This window comes from Pseudomonas sp. AC070, from assembly GCF_979258635.1.
The window spans coordinates 58,184-72,759 of the sequence record NZ_OZ409871.1; the positions used below are offsets into that span (position 1 = coordinate 58,184).

Genomic DNA, 14,576 nt, shown 5'->3' on the forward strand with positions numbered 1-14,576 from the left:
CTCAGCGGCTTTCTGCGGTCGCGCTGACCTCGGGTTCTTCGCGTTCGGCGTAGCGTTGGGCCAGCACGGCGCAGACCATCAGCTGAATTTGGTGGAACAGCATGAGCGGCAGAATCAACAGGCCGATGCTGCCGCCCGCGAACAACACCTGCGCCATGGGTACGCCGGTCGCCAGGCTCTTTTTCGAACCGCAAAACAAAATGGTGATGCGGTCTTCCATGTTGAAGCCCAGCCATTTGCCGAGCAGGTGAACCAGCACCAACACCAGCGCCAAGAGCACGCAGCAGGCCAGCACCAGCCAAAGCAGTTTCGGTAACGGCACTTGGTGCCACAGGCCTTCGATCACCGCCTCGCTGAAGGCGGTGTAAACCACCAGCAGAATCGAACCTTGGTCGACGAAGCGCAGCCAGTTTTTATTGGCAGCCACCCAATTGCCGGTCCAGCGGCGTGCGATCTGGCCGGCAATAAACGGCAGCAGCAACTGCACGCTGATTTTCACAATGGCGTCGAGGGTGGAACCGCCCTCGCCGTGTACGTCGAGCAGCAGCGTCACCAGCAGTGGTGTCAGAAAAATCCCAAACAAACTGGAGGCAGCGGCACTGCAAATGGCCGCGGGAATGTTGCCGCGCGCGAGCGAAGTGAAGGCGATGGCCGACTGCACCGTGGCGGGTAACGCGCACAGGTACAACATGCCCATATACAGCTCGGTGCCCACCAGCGGCGACAGCACCGGCTTCAGCGCCAAGCCCAGCAGCGGGAACAGCACAAAGGTGCAGGCAAACACCAACAGGTGCAGGCGCCAGTGGCCGGCGCCGGCGATGATGGCCTCGCGCGACAATTTGGCGCCGTGCAAAAAGAACAGCAGGGCGATGGCGATATTGGTGATCCAGCCAAACGCCACAGCCGCCTGGCCGCTGCACGGCAGCAGGCTGGCGGTGGCGACGACGGCGATCAGGGTGAGGGTGAAATTGTCGGGAAGAAGTCGGGAGCGGGCCATGGGCGGTGGTTCCGGTCGGGTTGTCAAAGGGTAGGGCGGACTTTACCGTGTGGCCCTTGTTACCGACTAACGCAAGAAAGCCAGAATATGCCGGCAAAAGGACAGATTTTTCTCGGGCAACGCCAGGTGCCGGACCTTCCGCGCCTGCCACGCCCCGTGTATTCCCGCGCTGAGTCGTTGCCGCTGCAAGTCAGCACGCCGCGTCATAGCCATCCGTGGGTGCAACTTTCCTACGCCATCCAGGGCGTGCTGCACGTGCACACCAACGCCGGCAGCTTCGTTGCGCCGCCGCAGCGGGCCATCTGGATTCCGGCGGGCCTGGAGCATGAAGTGGTCAGTTCGCCGCGCACTGAATTGCGCGGCTTGTACCTCGATTGCGCCGTCACCGACTGGGCGCCAAGCCATTGCCGCGTGCTGAGCGTGAGCCCACTGACCCGCGAACTGATCAGCCGCTTCGCGGAATTGCCAGTGGAATACGACGAAGCCGGCGCCGATGGCCGCCTGGTGCAGGTGATGTTGGACCAGCTGCGTAATGCCGAAGAAGTGCGGCTCTCGCTACCGCTGCCCACCGACCCGCGTTTGCAGCAGCTGTGCCGGCAGTTGCAGGCGCATCCTGAAGATGGCCGCAGCCTGAGCGATTGGAGCAAGCAATTGGGCGCCTCGGAAAAAACCTTGAGCCGGCTGTTCTTGCGCGACACCGGCCTGACCTTTCGCGCCTGGCGGCAACGGCTGCGCTTGCTCGGCGCGCTGTCGCCGCTGGAACAAGGGGCGCGGGTGACGGATGTGGCGTTGGGGTGTGGGTATGACTCGACGTCGGCGTTTATTGCGGCGTTTCGGCAGCAGTTTGAATGCACGCCGGGGGAGTTTTTTCGGCGGGGGTAGTGCCTGAATGCGAGGTTTGCAGGGATCGAGGCTGAAGCCTCTCCTACAGGTGAGCGGTGACTTCTGTCGGAGAGGCTTTAGCCTCGAGCTTTTAATCGCCCAAACCTAACCCAACCTCCGAACCTCCAACCCCCCATAACTCACCGCCTCAGCATCCGCCGAAAACGCCAACCGCCCCGCCTTCGCCAATTCCCGCGCCCGCCAAAATACGAAGAAGTCGGTGGCGAAAAACCCGTCGCTGCGCTTCATCACCTCGGCCATCACCCGCGCCAACGGCTGCCATTCCTGGGTACACGCTGCCAGCAGGGTTTCGTCGGTGGTGAGGTAACCCTCGCCTTGGAAGCGGTTGTTCGACCAGCGCCGAACTCCCGCATTTTCCGCTACCACCTGCCGCCATTGCCCCGCCAATTGCTGGCGCCGCGAAGAGCTGACCAGCCGAGGTTGGTACAGGCTGAGCAATTCATCCGGCGCATGCATGGCCACGGCGCGGCGCCAGGCCACGCGGCTGTCACCGGTGCCGCAAGGCACTTCGAAGAAGGGCAGGCTGCTGCGCTGCAACGCAGCGGCCACGCGACAGAGCATCAGTTGCTCCGAGGCACTGTCGCCATGCCACACGGTGACCGGTTTGGTTTCGTTGGTGAGGCTCGCCAGCCAGTGCACGTCGTCGCCCAGGGTGGAAAAGTCCGGCACCGGTTGCACGGCGGCGGGCCACACGGCTTGCCAGAACGCCGCGCGCTCGGCGCAGGGCGGCTGGTCGACATCTACCAAAGGCCCAACCGCCAGGTCATCGCGCAACACTTGCAGCGATAACCCTTCACCCACCACGCGTGTTACGCCCTTCACCGCGTTGTCGCCACACACGACATGCCACATAGACGCTACTCGCTTGGTTTCTTCAGCTTGGGATTCGGAAAGAATTGCACGCCCTGCACTTTCGGGTCTGCCGGTTTCGCGGCGTTTTTGTTGACCCGCGTGCCCAGCTCTTTCGGAACCGACTGGCCTTGCTCGTTCAGGGTGTCAGCGTAGCCGCAGGCCACGCATTCGCGGTGGGGAACGCCGTCGACGTCCCACATCTGAATCTTGTCGCCCTCGCTGCACGCCGGGCATACGGCGCCGGCGATAAAGCGTTTTTTGCTGGTGCTCATTACGCGGCCTCCGCGCTCAGGCCGAGGTGGCGAAGCAGGGCGTCGATGCTCGGTTCGCGGCCACGGAAGTCGACAAACAACACCATCGGCGCCTGCGAGCCGCCACGGGCAAGAATGGCTTCGCGGAACGCGCGGCCGGTTTCCGGGTTGAGCACGCCGTCTTCTTCGAATTTGGAGAAGGCATCGGCCGACAGCACTTCAGCCCATTTGTAGCTGTAGTAACCGGCCGCATAACCGCCGGCGAAGATGTGCGCAAAGCTGTTGGGGAAGCGGTTGTAGGCCGGCGGACGCATCACCGAGACCTCGGCGCGGATGTTTTCCAGCACATCCAATACCGAACGGCCGTCGCCATGGGTGGCGTGCAGTTCGAAGTCGAACAGCGAGAATTCCACCTGCCGCGCCATCATCAGGCCGGACTGGAAGTTCTTCGCCTCCAGCATTTTCTCCAGCAGGTTTTGCGGCAGCGCCTCGCCGGTCTTGTAGTGCCCGGAAATCAATGCCAGACCTTCCGGCTCCCAGCACCAGTTCTCCATAAATTGGCTCGGCAGCTCCACGGCATCCCACGCCACACCGTTGATGCCCGACGCACCGGCGTGCTCGACGCGGGTCAGCAGGTGGTGCAAGCCATGGCCGAATTCGTGGAACAGGGTGGTCACTTCATCGTGCGTCAGCAGCGCCGGTTGGTCGCCAACCGCTGGCATAAAGTTGCACACCAGGTTGGCCACCGGGCTGACGATGCTGCCGGCTGCGGTGCGGCGTTTGTCGCGGGCGCCGTCCATCCAGGCACCGCCGCGTTTGTTGGGACGGGCGTAGAGGTCGAAGAAGAAGCGGCCGACGTGCTCGCCGTTTTCCTTGATTTCGAACAGCCGAACGTCGGGGTGCCAGGTGTCGAAGCCTTTCAGCTCGGTGATTTCGATGCCGTACAGCTTCTGCACGATGGCGAACAGGCCGCTCAACACTTTGTCGATGGGGAAGTAGGCGCGCAGGATTTCCTGGGAAATGCTGTAGCGCTGCTCGCGCAGTTTCTCGCTGTAGTAACCAACGTCCCAGCTTTGCAGGTCCGCGCAGTCTTGTTCGGCGGCGTAGGCTTTGAGCTCGCTCAGGTCTTGGGCGGCGAACGGTTTGCTGCGCTGCGCCAGGTCGCGCAGGAAGGTCAGCACCTGCTCGTTGTTCTCGGCCATTTTGGTCGCCAGGCTCAGCTCGGCGAAGTTGGCGAAGCCCAGCAATTGGGCCAATTCCTGACGCAGGTCGAGAATTTCCGCCATCACCGGGCCGTTGTCGTTCTGGCCAGCGTTCGGGCCTTGGTCCGAGGCGCGGGTGCAGTAAGCGGCGTACAGCTCTTCGCGCAGGGCGCGGTCGTTGGCGTAGGTCATTACCGCGTAGTAGCTGGGGAATTCCAGGCTGATCAGCCAGCCGTCCAGCTCTTTGGCGGCGGCCGCCTGGGCCATTTGCGCCTTGGCCGAATCGGGCAGGCCGTCGAGGGCGGCTTCGTCGGTGATGTGTTTGGTCCACGCCTGAGTGGCGTCGAGCAACTGGTTGGAGAAGCGGCTGCCCAGCTCGGACAGTTTCATTTGAATAGCGCCGTAGCGCTGTTGCTCAGCCGGCGGCAGGTCGATGCCCGAGAGGCGGAAATCGCGCAGGGCGTTTTGCAGGATGGTCTGCTGCGCCACGTCAAAGCTGGCGGCGGCGGGGCTCTGGGCCAGCGCTTCATAGGCTTGGAACAGCGCGCGGTTCTGGCCCAGTTCGGTCCAGTATTCCGACAGTTTCGGCAGGCAGGCTTCGTACGCTTCGCGCAGTTCCGGGCTGTTGCGCACGGCGTTCAAGTGGCTGACCGGACTCCAGGCGCGACCCAGGCGTTCGCCTTGTTCGTCCAGCGCCAGCACCAAGCCTTCCCAGGTGGGGGTGGCGGGCTGTTCGGCGAGCAATTTGGCCAACGCCGCGCGGCCTTCGGCCAGCAGTGTGTCGACGGCAGGTTCAACGTGTTCGGGGCGGATGGCGGAGTAGGGTGGAAGGTCGAAGGCTTGCAGTAGAGGGTTGTTCTCGCTCACGACGGTCACCTGTCTGGCTATGAATGGTGTGCTTCATCAACATTGGATGCGCTGAAGCAGATATGGCGCCATCTTAATTACAATCAACCTTTAACGCAGCTTTAGAGGTTTCTATCGTGGCTATTCGAACGTACCAGGGCACCACGCCGCAGCTCGGCGCAAACGCATTTGTCGACGCGTCGGCCGTGGTGATTGGCGATGTGGTGGTGGGCGATGACAGCTCGGTGTGGCCGCTCACGGTCATTCGCGGCGACATGCACCGCATCCGCATCGGCGCGCGCACCAGCGTGCAAGACGCCAGCGTGTTGCACATCACCCACGCCGGCCCGTTCAACCCCGACGGTTTCCCGTTATTGATCGGCGACGACGTGACCATTGGCCACAAAGTGATGCTGCACGGCTGCACCGTCGGCAATCGCATCCTCATCGGCATGGGCTCGACGGTAATGGACGGCGCGGTGGTTGAAGACGAGGTGATTCTCGGCGCCGGCAGCCTGGTGCCACCGGGGCGCGTGTTGGAGAGCGGCTTTCTCTATGTGGGCAGCCCCGCCAAACAAATGCGCCCGCTCACTGACAAGGAGCGGGCGTTTTTTACCTACAGCGCGGCGAATTACGTGCGCTTGAAAGATCAGCACTTGGCCGAGGGTTACGACCAACTGGACGGCTAACACCCCTGTAGGAGAGGCTTCAGCCTCGATGCATTTCAGATCAAACGCATCGAGGCTGAAGCCTCCCCCGCAGGGATCAACGCCGCGCGGTTTTACAGAAACATCCCGCCCGACGCCTCAATACGCTGGGCGTTGATCCAACGGCTGCCGTCGCTAAACAGCAGGGCGATGGCGGCGCCGATGTCGTCGGGCACGCCGACCCGGCCCAGGGCGGTGTTGCTGGCGACCATGGCGTTGAGGTCGGCGTTATCGCGTACCGCGCCGCCGCCGAAGTCGGTTTCGATCGCGCCCGGCGCCAGGGTGTTCACGCTGATGCCGCGCGCGCCCAGCTCCTTGGCTTGATAGCGGGTGAGCACTTCGATGCCGCCCTTCATCACGGCGTAGGCCGCGTAGCCCGGCAAGGCGAAGCGGGCCAGGCCCGACGACACGTTGAGAATGCGCCCGCCATCGGCCAACAGCGGCAACAGGCGTTGGGTGAGGAAGAACGGGCCTTTCAAATGCACGTTCACCAACTGGTCGAACTGCGCTTCGCTGGTGTCGGCAAAGCTGGCGTGAATGCCCATGCCGGCGTTGTTGAGCAGGAAGTCGAATGTGTCGGTTTCAAAATGGCTGCCTAGCGCGGTGCCGACTGTGTCGGCAAACGCGGCAAAGCTGGCGCTGTCGCCGACGTCCAGTTGCAGCATCACAGCGCGGCCGCCGGCTTCTTCGATTTGCTTCACTAGCGCGTCGGCGTCGTCGCGACGGCTGTGGTAGGTGCCGATAATGTCGACGCCCTGGGCTGCCAGGTGCAGTGCTGCGTTTTTGCCGAGGCCGCGGCTGGCGCCGGTGATAAGAGCAATTTTACGCGTCATGGTGGTTTCTCCCGGTGGGCTGGTGGTGAAGTCGATGCCACTGTAGGCTCGGCGTATAAGCCGATAAAGACGAAGAATCTGCACATACCATGCGGATTAACCGAACAATAAGGCCGCCGCCATGAACAAGCTTGAGCTGTATAAAACCTTCGCCCGCGTCACCGAATTGGCCAGTTTCACCGGCGCCGCCGACAGCCTGGGGCTACCGAAATCGACCGTGTCCGAGCACGTGCGTTTGCTGGAGGAAATGCTCGGCGCGCGCCTGCTGCAGCGCACCACGCGCAAGGTGCAAGCGACGCAAGACGGCTTGGTGCTCTACGAGCGGTGCAAAGACATGCTCGACCAAGTAGACGAATTGGAAAGCCTGTTCCGCCAGGATCAGAGCGTGCGCGGGCGCTTGCGCATCGACATGCCCACGGTCACCGCGCGTGAGTTCGTGCTGCCGCGTCTGGCGGAATTCAGCGACCAGCATCCCCTAATCGAAATAGAAGTGAGTGCCACCGACCGCCTGGTTGACTTGGTGCGCGAAGGTTTCGACTGCGTGATGCGCGTTGGTGAACTGCCCGACACCACGCTGGTGGCGCGGCCGCTTGGCGCGTATCGCCAAGGCAACTTCGTCAGCCCTGGCTACTTAAAGCGCTACGGCACGCCGCGTTCGTTGGCCGACCTGGCCGAGCACCGGCTGGTGCATTACGCCTCCACCTTTGGCTCGCGCCCGACGGGGTTTGAATACCAGCTGCATGGCAAACGCCACTGCCTGCCGATGGCGGGCGCGGTGACCGTTAACAACGCCGATTGTTACTACGCGGCATGCCTGGCGGGCTTCGGCATTATTCAGGCGCCGGTGGCCGGCAAGCGCGACAGCCTGGCGCGGGGTGAGTTGGTGGAGGTGTTGCCCGAGTTCGTCCCGGCGCCCATGAAAGTCACGTTGCTGTACGCGCACCGGCGCAATTTGCCCAAGCGCGTGCGGGTGTTTATGGATTGGCTGGCGCAGGTGCTGGAACCGCAGCTGAATGCGTGAGTGGCCCCGCCCACAAGCATCGCGGCTAAAGCGGCTCCCACAAGAGCACCGCAAACCGTAGGAGCGGCTCCAGCCGCGATGTTCTTGATCTGCCGCTTGTGATCCACCGCTTGTGATCTGGCTTGGGTAGGCAGTCATAAACGCGCGGCGGCTGATGGGAATGCCGCCCAGCGGCTGCCACAGGTTTTGGCCGCGTTTGGCTTGCTATCATGGCGCCCCCCGAACCCTTGGGCCCGCCTAGCCATGCATCAGCAAACCATCCTTTTTGACCTCGACGGCACCCTCACCGACCCCCGTGAAGGCATTACTCGCTCGATTCAATTTGCCCTCGCCCAACTGGGCATCGACGAGCCAGACCTGCGCCAGCTCGAGCACTTTATTGGTCCGCCGCTGTTGCAAGCGTTTATGCAGTTTTACGGGTTCGACGAAGCCAAAGCCTGGCAGGCGGTAAATTTTTACCGGGAGCGATTCAAGGTCACCGGTCTGTATGAAAACCGCGTGTTCGACGGCGTCAGCGAGTTACTCGGCAGCCTCACGGCGCAAGGCCGCACGTTGTACATCGCCACCTCGAAACCCCACGTGTTCGCGCGCGAAATTGCCCGCCATTTCGACTTCGCCAAGCACTTCAAAGTGATTTACGGCAGCGAGTTGGACGGCACCCGCACCGACAAAGTCGAGCTGATCGCCCACCTGCTGGAACAGGAAAAACTGGACCCCAGCCAGACCCTGATGATCGGTGACCGTAAACACGACCTCATCGGCGCGCACCGCAATGGCCTGCAAAGCGTGGCAGTGGGCTATGGCTTTGGCAGCGAGGAAGAAATTCAGGCGCAAAACCCGACGTTCCACTTCCGCACGCTGGCCGAGCTGCATCGGGCATTCGCGCGTTAACGGCCTTCGCGTTGCAGCTGAGCCAGGCGCGCTTGTCGCTCGCTGTCCGCTAACTCGCCGAGGCGTTTGACCTCAGCGTAAAAGCGCGGCCAGTCGCCCTGCACCTGGTTGAACAACGCGGCAAAGGCCGGTTGCCATTGGTCATACAGGCCGAAAGGCAGCAACTTGGCGTTGTTGAGCGGGCCGAACATCCAGGCGTCGTACCGACCATCACCGGCCCAGGCGGTGGTTCGCAAGGCGAGGTAGTCGCGGCGCAGGCGCTCAAATTCTGCCGCCTTTTCCGCGCGCATTTGCGCCTCGGGTTTGCCGCTGGCGTAGAGGGTTTGCAGGCGCTCCCGACTGGCCAGCACCAACGTACTGAACTGCTCGCGTTGCCGCTCTCTCGCGCCGCCTTCAGGCGCTTTCAAACCGCGCGCCTGGCGCCATTGGCGCAGGCCTTCGGTTTCGACAAAGCTGGCGTACGACTCGTTGAACGCGGTGTCGCCCGGCAAATAGAACTGCTGGTGCGCCAGCTCATGGAAGATGACGGCCACCCAGCGTTGGTCGTCCCAGCGCAGCATGGTGTTGAGCAGCGGGTCGGCAAACCAGCCGAGGGTGGAGTAGGCCTCGATGCCGGCGACATACGTGTCCAGCCCCTCCTGTTTCATCAGCGCCGCCGCGCCGCGCGCACGGTTCTGATCGTAAAAACCGCGATAGGCCACGCACCCGGCAATCGGGAAACAGTGGGTCTGCGGGTCCAGAGAGAACTCCGGCGTGGCGAACACATTCCACACCACATAAGGCCGGCCGAGGTCGGCGTACAGGCGATAGCTTTGGTTATCCGGCAGCGCGAGTTGGGCGCTGGCGAAGCGGCGCGCCTCTTGTGCCAGCTGCAAACGTTGGCGCAGGGCGGGGTTCAGGTCCGGCTTGGCGAGCAATTCGCTGATGGGTTCGCGGCGCCTTAGCAGGTCGACCTGGCCGGTAAGCAACTGCGTGTAATAGCTGCAACCGTTCAGCAGCAAAACCAGCAGCAGCGGAACCCAGCGCCAGCGCGGCAGGTCGAGTAACCAGGATAAGCAGGGCAGCATCGGGCGATCCGGGCAGGGCGGTGGCGAAGCCACAAAACCTACCCCATCCCGACGGCGCGCTCCAGGCTCGTCCTTATAAAAATCAGACCGACCACGGAGCCCGAACCATGCGCCGATTTTTGCTCGCCACCAGCCTGCTCAGTTTTGGTGGCTGCGCCATGATGCCGTCCCCAGACCCCAGCCAGGCGTGGGTTGATTTACGCACCAGCGAGGCCAACACCCTGCAAGCCGCGAAAGTAGACGCCAGCGAGCTGGAAGATGATCGCTATTTCCAAGTGACCCCCGGCCAGCACGAGTTGCATATGCGCCTGCAATTTGCCGTGGCGCCCAGCAACATCGGCCCCGACAGCCAGGGGCTGGAACGCACCTGCGTGCTCAAACTCGACTACCCCGAATTCGCCGCTGGCCAGCGCTATAAAGTAGTGGCTGGCAGCATTGGTTTTCGCCCATGGGCCAAGCTCTATGATCAGCAGCACCAACTGCTGGCGCGGGCGCGCGAGAGCCGTTGCGGCGAGGTGTGATTGCTCCGATGATGCGAGCTTGTAAAAAAGAGAGACGACCATGCGCCTGCTGCCGATTTTGCTCTGTGCCTTGCCCCTGACCGCCTGCGCTGCGGCGCTGCCTGAGCCCGACCCGCAGCAAGCGTGGATTGAGCTGTACAGCACGCCAGGTAATACCTTGATGGCGCAAAAGCTGGACGGCAAAACAGTCAGCGACGGCCGTTTTTTCCAAGTCAGCCCCGGCAGCCACGAGCTACGCGCGCGCTTTCAATTCGAAGTGGAAACCGGCGGCGGCATGATGGGCAATCCGCGCCAGATCACTTGCCATTTGAAGGTCAACTACGACTTCGTTGCCGGCCAGCGCTATCGCCTGGAAGCGCGGCCGGTGGCGATGAGCACCCAGGCTTGGCTGTACGCCTCGCCGCGCAAAGCGCTCAAGCAAGTGAGCGTGGAAAAATGCGGCCCGGTGTGAACCCTGCGATGGCCTGAACCTAACGGCGTGCCGCTGCCTCGAACCTAGATAGCGCGCCGTCATCCCGAGGCGCCAAGCACCTGGGGCATTTCAGGCGATGAGCTTTCTGCACTGGATGGCGGTGCTCGGCAGCATTCTGCTGATTCTCACCTTGGCTTCGGCCTACCTGCGTTGGTTACCGGTTACCACCTCCGCCCTGTACTTGTTGTTTGGCCTGGCAATCGGGCCATTGGGGCTGGGCCTGTGGGAAATGAAATTCGAAGACGTGGCCCCCTGGCTCGAACACCTGACTGAAGTGGCGGTGCTGTTTTCCCTGTTCAGTGGCGGCATGAAACTGCGCCTGCGCTTCTCCGACCCGGCGTGGCGCAGCGCCTACTTGCTCGCCGGGCCGGTGATGGTGGCGTGCATTCTCGGGGTGGCGCTGGTGGGCCATTACGGGTTCGGGCTGGGCGTTGGGCTGTCGCTGATGATCGGTGCGGTGCTGGCGCCGACCGATCCGGTGCTGGCGAGCTTGGTGCAGGTGAACCACGCGCGCGACTTCGACCGGCTGCGCTATGGCCTTTCTGGCGAAGCGGGGCTGAACGATGGCATGGCCTTCCCCTTCGTGTTTTTTGCCCTGCTATGGATTCAGCACGAAGGCGCGCCGCAGGAATGGGCCGGCGAATGGGCGCTGCACCGTCTGCTTTGGGCGGTACCGGCCGGGCTATTGATCGGCTTTGTGCTTGGTCGTGGCGTCGGGCGCTTGGCCATCTACCTGCGCACCCGCCACCGCGACGCGGCGATCTCGCCCAATGACTTTTTGGCGATGGCCTTGATCGCGCTGTCGTACTGGCTGGCCGAGACGGTCAGCGCCTGGGGCTTTCTTGCCGCGTTCGCCGCCGGCATCGGGCTTCGGCATGCGGAAGTGGCCTCGTCCGACAACTCCAGCGTGCCCGCCGAGGAAGTGGCGCTCGCCGTGCCCAAAGAAGGCGGCACGCTGGATGAAGTGAAAGAGCAAGTCAGCCATACCGACGAACCGAAAGTGGTCGCGGGGTTGTTAGTGGGGGAAATTCTGTCGTTTGGCGACATCGTCGAGCGGGTGCTGGAAGTGCTGCTCGTGACCTTGCTCGGCGCGCTGCTGGCCTTTCACTGGGACTGGCGCGCGGTGCCGCTGGGGCTGGCGTTGTTCTGCATTGTTCGACCGCTGAGCGTGGCGGCCCTGGTGCGCGGCAACTCACTGAGCGAAGGGCAGCGTTGGCTGATGGGCTGGTTCGGCATTCGCGGGATCGGCAGCTTGTACTACCTGGCGTACGTGCTGAACCACGGCTTGGAAGGCCCGGCGGCGCACGAAGCGATTGGACTGACGCTGTCGGTGGTGGCGTTGAGTATTTGCGTGCACGGGCTGACGACGCAGCCGTTGCTGGATCGGTATGAGCGGGTGAAGGGGCGGCGTAAAGGCGCAGAGTAGCGTTTGCAGGAATCGCGGCTGATCGGAATGCCGCATAGCCGCTCCTACAGATCCATCAATCCCCTGTAGGAGCGGCTTCAGCCGCGAGCTTTTTTAGTTTTCCAACGTCGCTTCCAGCGTAATTTCCGCGTTCAGCACTTTCGATACCGGGCAACCGGTCTTAGCGGTTTCCACCGCTTTCTCGAAGGCGTCACGGTCGGCGCCCGGAATCTTGGCGCTGAGTTTCAGGTGCACGGCGGTGATGGCGAAGCCGCCGTCGACTTTGTCGAGGGTCACTTCGGCGTGGGTGTCGATGCTTTCAGCGGTCATGCCGGCTTCACCGAGTTCCTTGGACAGGGCCATGGAAAAACAGCCCGCGTGGGCGGCGCCGATCAGTTCTTCCGGGTTGGTGCCCGGGCCATCTTCAAAGCGGGTGTTAAAGCCGTAAGGGCTTTGTTTCAAGACGCCGCTCTGCGTGGAGATGGTGCCTTTGCCGTCTTTGATGCCGCCTTGCCAGTGAGCAGATGCTGTCTTTTTCATCGTCGTTCTCCTTACCTGTGGGTATAGGTTTCAGAGGCGGCGAAGCGGCAGTCGTTCCTATTTTTTTGGTCAGGCGGCGTTCGGCTTAGCGCAGGCTGGCCAGCACTTCGTAGGAGTGCAGACGGTCGACGAAGTCATACATGTCGCTGGTGAAAATCAGCTCGTCGGCGTCGGTCTGTTCCAGCAACTGGTTGACGTGGCTGCGGATTGTTTCCGGGCCGCCCACCATCGCCAAGCCAAAAAACTCACCGACTGCCTGGCGTTCGTGGGGCAACCACAAACCTTCCATGCTCTGCACCGGCGGCTTTTGCACCAGACTCTGGCCGCGCAGCAGGGCGAGAATCCGTTGATAAGCGCTGGTGGCCAGGTATTGCGCTTGCTCGTCGGTGTCGGCCGGCAGCAGCGGCACACCGAGCATGACGTAGGGTTTGTCGAGCACCGCCGAGGGCTTGAAGTGGTTGCGGTACACGCGAATCGCCTCGTGCATCATGCGCGGCGCAAAGTGCGAGGCGAAGGCATACGGCAAGCCGCGTTGACCGGCCAGCTGCGCACTGAACAGGCTGGAACCGAGCAGCCAGATCGGCACTTCTGTGCCCGCGCCCGGCATGGCGATTACGCGTTGATTGCGTTGCAGCGGGCCGAGGTAGGTTTGCAGCTCGGTGAGGTCTTCGGGGAAATCATCGGCGCTGCCCGAGCGCTCACGGCGCAAGGCGTGCGCGGTGTATTGATCGGCGCCGGGCGCGCGGCCAAGGCCCAGGTCGATGCGGCCGGGGTACAAGGTCGCCAGCGTGCCGAATTGTTCGGCGATCACCAACGGCGCGTGGTTCGGCAGCATCACGCCACCGGCGCCCAGGCGAATGGAACTGGTGCCAGCGGCGAGGTAGCCAATCAGCACCGACGTCGCCGAACTGGCGATACCATCCATGTTGTGGTGTTCGGCCACCCAGAAACGGGTGAAGCCCAGTTTTTCTGCGTGTTGGGCGAGGGCCAGGGAATTGCGCAAAGCCTGCTCGGGACCGCCGTCGGCGCGGATAGGCGCGAGGTCGAGAACGGAAATTTTGATGTCGGAAATGGTCTTCATAAATGCTCTCCGGGCGGGTACCGGGGGAAAACAGCAACGTAATACCCGACTGTTTAAGTGGGGCTTAATGTACTGCTCTACAACCCCTCGGGCAAACAAGCAGCCGTTTTTACGATTTGCCGTTGCGATCTCAGCCTTATGCAAATCGAGAGCGAGCGAGCGAGCTAGAGCAGTGCAAGGCGAAACGTCGTTTTGAAGCGCAGTTGGCTGTACCAATGAGCAGTCAAAGCGGCGTTTCAACGCAGCAATGCCGACGCGCAGCCGCTCGCTCCCGTACCCAAAAAAAACCGGCGCACGGGGCGCCGGTTGTGTACTCAAGCGCGGTCAATTGCGCGCATAAACGATTTCCTTGGTACCTGCTTCGCAGCTGCCAACCACTTGCTTGTCGCCGGCGCTGCCTTTCTCAACAATTTCCAGGCTGTAGGACGTGGCGCCCTTGGCTTGGATTTTCGCGTCAATTTCCGATTTCAGCTCTTCGCAGGGTTTCGCCGCCGCAAAGGCCGAGCCGGTCATCACTAACAGGCCAACGGCCAACATCACTTTTTTCATGGGGTAACGCTCCCTCGTTGGTAACAACAAATGCTCGAACACCGCGCCTAACCTCGAGCAGCAAAATTGGCGACCTGAGTCGCCAAAACAGACACCGGGCGGGCCACGGTGGGTGCAGGCGGCCACGAGCCGCCGTGCGTTAACAGGTCAATCAGCTCGCGTCGATCCGGAAGCCGACTTTCAAGGTCACCTGATAGTGGCCCACTTTTCCGTCAACAATGTGACCACGGGTCTCAACCACTTCGAACCATTCCAGGTTCCGCACGGTTTTTGCCGTTTCGGCCAGTGCGCTTTGAATCGCATCTTCAATGCTGGTAGGCGACGAACCGACGATATCGAGCAGTTTGTAGGTGTGATGATCCGACATGCTGAAGTCCTCTTCTTGTGGAAACGCTTGTACAGATTCAGTCCCGCCTAGCGCTTGATAAGTTCAGATTA

General features: G+C 62.2%; 17 protein-coding genes. 7 read left to right on the plus strand and 10 right to left on the minus strand.

Annotated elements, in window-relative coordinates; genetic code table 11:
- Position 1: 1 nt before the first annotated feature.
- A complete protein-coding gene (locus ACZZ0Q_RS00235) occupies positions 2-997 on the minus strand; it encodes a bile acid:sodium symporter family protein (protein WP_463540498.1) in 996 nt (331 codons plus the stop codon).
- An 87-nt stretch (positions 998-1,084) separates the two neighbouring features.
- Here ACZZ0Q_RS00235 and ACZZ0Q_RS00240 point away from each other — a divergent pair, with 87 nt between their 5' ends.
- The gene (locus ACZZ0Q_RS00240) at positions 1,085-1,879 is read left to right on the plus strand and encodes an AraC family transcriptional regulator (protein ID WP_463560185.1); all 795 of its coding nucleotides are present in this window, start codon (positions 1,085-1,087) and stop codon (positions 1,877-1,879) included.
- Positions 1,880-1,984: 105 nt separating this feature from the next.
- Here the strand turns inward: ACZZ0Q_RS00240 and ACZZ0Q_RS00245 are convergent, their stop codons facing one another.
- From ACZZ0Q_RS00245 to prlC, 3 genes are read right to left on the minus strand one after another with little or no spacing between them, the layout of a single operon-like run.
- Positions 1,985-2,752 (minus strand): DUF1835 domain-containing protein, encoded by a 768-nt coding sequence (locus ACZZ0Q_RS00245; RefSeq protein WP_463560187.1) that lies wholly within the window; start codon positions 2,750-2,752, stop codon positions 1,985-1,987.
- Positions 2,753-2,757: 5 nt separating this feature from the next.
- A complete protein-coding gene (locus tag ACZZ0Q_RS00250; protein ID WP_463540495.1) occupies positions 2,758-3,024 on the minus strand; it encodes a YheV family putative zinc ribbon protein in 267 nt (88 codons plus the stop codon).
- The gene (gene prlC, locus ACZZ0Q_RS00255) at positions 3,024-5,072 is read right to left on the minus strand and encodes an oligopeptidase A (RefSeq protein WP_463540494.1); all 2,049 of its coding nucleotides are present in this window, start codon (positions 5,070-5,072) and stop codon (positions 3,024-3,026) included. The genes ACZZ0Q_RS00250 and prlC overlap by 1 nt, the downstream gene beginning before the upstream one ends.
- Positions 5,073-5,188: 116 nt before the next feature.
- Here prlC and ACZZ0Q_RS00260 point away from each other — a divergent pair, with 116 nt between their 5' ends.
- On the plus strand, positions 5,189-5,740 hold the full coding sequence (locus ACZZ0Q_RS00260; RefSeq protein WP_463540493.1) for a gamma carbonic anhydrase family protein: 552 nt from the start codon (positions 5,189-5,191) through the stop codon (positions 5,738-5,740).
- 92 nt (positions 5,741-5,832) lie between these two features.
- Here the strand turns inward: ACZZ0Q_RS00260 and ACZZ0Q_RS00265 are convergent, their stop codons facing one another.
- Entirely contained in the window at positions 5,833-6,591 is a 759-nt protein-coding gene (locus tag ACZZ0Q_RS00265) for an SDR family NAD(P)-dependent oxidoreductase (protein ID WP_463540492.1), read from the minus strand.
- A gap of 121 nt (positions 6,592-6,712) precedes the next feature.
- Here ACZZ0Q_RS00265 and ACZZ0Q_RS00270 point away from each other — a divergent pair, with 121 nt between their 5' ends.
- Entirely contained in the window at positions 6,713-7,612 is a 900-nt protein-coding gene (locus ACZZ0Q_RS00270; protein ID WP_463540491.1) for a LysR family transcriptional regulator, read from the plus strand.
- 243 nt (positions 7,613-7,855) lie between these two features.
- Positions 7,856-8,503, plus strand: a complete 648-nt coding sequence (locus ACZZ0Q_RS00275; protein ID WP_463540490.1) for an HAD family hydrolase — start codon at positions 7,856-7,858, stop codon at positions 8,501-8,503.
- On the opposite strand, the gene ACZZ0Q_RS00280 is transcribed toward ACZZ0Q_RS00275, so the two are convergent.
- Positions 8,500-9,570, minus strand: coding sequence for an aminopeptidase (locus tag ACZZ0Q_RS00280; protein WP_463540489.1), 1,071 nt, complete (start codon positions 9,568-9,570; stop codon positions 8,500-8,502). The genes ACZZ0Q_RS00275 and ACZZ0Q_RS00280 overlap by 4 nt on opposite strands.
- 107 nt (positions 9,571-9,677) lie before the next feature.
- Here ACZZ0Q_RS00280 and ACZZ0Q_RS00285 point away from each other — a divergent pair, with 107 nt between their 5' ends.
- From ACZZ0Q_RS00285 to ACZZ0Q_RS00295, 3 genes are all read left to right on the plus strand, one after another.
- Complete coding sequence (locus ACZZ0Q_RS00285) at positions 9,678-10,091, plus strand: PA0061/PA0062 family lipoprotein (protein ID WP_463540488.1); 414 nt, start codon at positions 9,678-9,680, stop codon at positions 10,089-10,091.
- A gap of 40 nt (positions 10,092-10,131) precedes the next feature.
- The gene (locus tag ACZZ0Q_RS00290; protein ID WP_463540487.1) at positions 10,132-10,542 is read left to right on the plus strand and encodes a PA0061/PA0062 family lipoprotein; all 411 of its coding nucleotides are present in this window, start codon (positions 10,132-10,134) and stop codon (positions 10,540-10,542) included.
- Positions 10,543-10,639: 97 nt separating this feature from the next.
- Entirely contained in the window at positions 10,640-11,989 is a 1,350-nt protein-coding gene (locus ACZZ0Q_RS00295; RefSeq protein ID WP_463540486.1) for a cation:proton antiporter, read from the plus strand.
- A 93-nt stretch (positions 11,990-12,082) separates the two neighbouring features.
- Here ACZZ0Q_RS00295 and ACZZ0Q_RS00300 read toward each other — a convergent pair whose 3' ends face one another.
- The 4 genes from ACZZ0Q_RS00300 to ACZZ0Q_RS00315 form a co-directional block, all read right to left on the minus strand.
- Positions 12,083-12,508 carry an OsmC family protein gene (locus tag ACZZ0Q_RS00300; protein ID WP_122492162.1) on the minus strand — a complete coding sequence of 142 codons (426 nt, stop codon included), beginning with the start codon at positions 12,506-12,508 and terminating at the stop codon, positions 12,083-12,085.
- A gap of 85 nt (positions 12,509-12,593) precedes the next feature.
- Positions 12,594-13,589 carry an LLM class flavin-dependent oxidoreductase gene (locus ACZZ0Q_RS00305; RefSeq protein WP_463540485.1) on the minus strand — a complete coding sequence of 332 codons (996 nt, stop codon included), beginning with the start codon at positions 13,587-13,589 and terminating at the stop codon, positions 12,594-12,596.
- 324 nt (positions 13,590-13,913) lie between these two features.
- Positions 13,914-14,138, minus strand: a complete 225-nt coding sequence (locus ACZZ0Q_RS00310; RefSeq protein WP_463540484.1) for a DUF1161 domain-containing protein — start codon at positions 14,136-14,138, stop codon at positions 13,914-13,916.
- Between the two features lie 151 nt (positions 14,139-14,289).
- Positions 14,290-14,505 (minus strand): dodecin, encoded by a 216-nt coding sequence (locus ACZZ0Q_RS00315; RefSeq protein WP_463384208.1) that lies wholly within the window; start codon positions 14,503-14,505, stop codon positions 14,290-14,292.
- Between the last annotated feature and the right edge of the window lie 71 nt (positions 14,506-14,576).